The organism is Aquiflexum sp. (assembly GCF_041749095.1).
GTDB lineage: Bacteria > Bacteroidota > Bacteroidia > Cytophagales > Cyclobacteriaceae > Aquiflexum.
In genome coordinates, this window is sequence record NZ_JBGTCA010000535.1 from 1 (window position 1) to 2,012 (window position 2,012).

General features: G+C 36.7%; 3 protein-coding genes. 1 reads left to right on the top strand and 2 read right to left on the bottom strand.

Going from position 1 to position 2,012, the window contains the following annotated elements; all coding sequences use genetic code 11:
- Together ACEW8O_RS24100 and ACEW8O_RS24105 are read right to left on the bottom strand one after the other, a co-directional pair.
- A partial coding sequence (locus ACEW8O_RS24100; RefSeq protein ID WP_373497184.1) for an ATP cone domain-containing protein occupies positions 1–408 on the bottom strand: 408 nt, incomplete at its 3' end.
- Between the two features lie 41 nt (positions 409–449).
- Positions 450–1,430 carry a ribonucleotide-diphosphate reductase subunit beta gene (locus ACEW8O_RS24105; RefSeq protein WP_373497185.1) on the bottom strand — a complete coding sequence of 327 codons (981 nt, stop codon included), beginning with the start codon at positions 1,428–1,430 and terminating at the stop codon, positions 450–452.
- A 490-nt stretch (positions 1,431–1,920) separates the two neighbouring features.
- Here ACEW8O_RS24105 and ACEW8O_RS24110 point away from each other — a divergent pair.
- Positions 1,921–2,012 (top strand): bL21 family ribosomal protein (locus ACEW8O_RS24110; protein WP_373495497.1); only part of this gene is annotated, 92 nt, incomplete at its 3' end.

A 2,012-nucleotide genomic window follows, 5' to 3' on the forward strand; every position in this document is an offset into this window, starting at 1 on the left:
ATCAATTGCTTCATCAAGCTTGGCGGCATGTTTTTTCACTACACCATATATATCTGAAGCAATCAAGGCCGCATTTGCACCTGTATTGGGATTGATGTAGGTGTACAGTCTTTTCATGGTATTGGAAAAAGACTGGGAGGTGGTTTTGTGCAGGTTTGAGGTGGCTATCCTGGCTGCCAAAACAGCATAATCCGGATGCTGAACAGTCAAGGAAGCACATACTTCTGCTGCTAAGTTGTCCAGTTCAGTGGTGGTCACACCATCATAAAGTCCGTCAATTACCTTCTTGGCAACCTCAATTGGATGAATGTATCTGCTGTCAAGGTTGTAGCAGAGGTTTTCAATTCTTGTGGTGATCTTATCGAATCTTACAGATTCCCGTCGACCGTCTCTTTTTATTACAAGCATATTTTCAAATGGAATTTGGGTTGGTGGGGTATAAATAATACTTAGAAATCTTCACCTATTGAAAACTTAGGTGACTCAACCAATTCTTTGGATTTCATGACTCCTGCTTTTTGGTAGTCACCCACTCTTTTTTCAAAAAAGTTGGTTTTACCCTGAAGGGAAATCATGTCCATAAAGTCAAATGGATTGGTGCTGTTCCAAACTTTAGTGCAACCCAATTCAACCAAAAGCCTATCAGCAACAAATTCAATGTACTGGCACATCAGATCGGAATTCATGCCAATCAGTTTTACAGGCAAAGCATCAGTAACGAATTCTTTCTCAATGTTTACCGCGTCTTTGATGATAGCAGTCACAGTCTCTTTAGGTAACGGATGCACCACATGTTCTGTGTACAGGTGACAGGCAAAATCACAGTGAAGTCCTTCATCTCTAGAAATCAGTTCATTTGAAAATGTCAACCCTGGCATCAATCCTCTTTTCTTCAGCCAAAAAATGGAGCAGAATGAACCTGAAAAGAATATTCCCTCAACAGCTGCAAAGGCAACCAATCTTTCCTGGAAGTTTCCGTTGTCAATCCATCTGAGTGCCCAATCGGCTTTCTTTTTAACACAATCGATATGTTCGATGGCATTCAAAAGTTTATCCCTTTCCATATTGTCCTTGATATAAGTGTCTATAAGAAGGCTGTATGTTTCGGAATGGATATTTTCCATAGCAATCTGAAAGCCATAAAAGAATTTGGCTTCTGTATATTGTACTTCAGCTACAAAGTGCTCGGCTAAGTTTTCATTGACTATGCCATCACTTGCTGCGAAAAATGCCAAAACGTGTGAAACGAAATGTCTTTCTCCATCATTGAGGTTTTTCCAATCTTTTAAGTCCTGACTCAAATCAATTTCTTCAGCAGTCCAAAAACTAGCCTCTGCCTTTTTGTAGTACTGCCATATGTCATCGTGCTGAATAGGGAATAAAACGAATCTGTTTTTGTTTTCTTGAAGGATTGGTTCTTGATTTTGCATTATAATGTTTGTTTTTTGCGTGAATCTTCTAGTGATTATGAAGGCTTCAAGTCTTGACTTATGATACTGGATAGAAAAGGCCGTCTTTTTAGAACAGCCTCCAACAAATATGATGAACTATTCTGAAAAATAAAACCCATGAAACGTCTAAAATGTTCGTTTTTTGACCATTGGTCAAATATTGTATAAATATTTGTAAAATAGATACATATAATACTTAATGTAAAGTAATAATTTAATTAATATGCCCACTACAGGCTATCAAAACTTTTTTTCATCAAGCTAAAAAAATATTTTTGAACATTTTTCGAACCTTAATTTGACCCTTAGTCAATTTTTTTTCATCTTTAAAATTTACTGAAAATGAGTGCTTACACAACGCTAAATCATTGACCACAATTAATTTAGCTTTTGATTCCCAAGTATATTTTTTTCTTCCAAAAACAATAATTATATTTGCACCTCAATTTCCTAAAGCATTAAAACATTTATGTACGCAATTGTTAACATCGCAGGAAAGCAGTTCAAAGTAACAAAAGATCAGTTTGTCTATGCACCTAAGTTGCAGGGCGAAACTGGCGC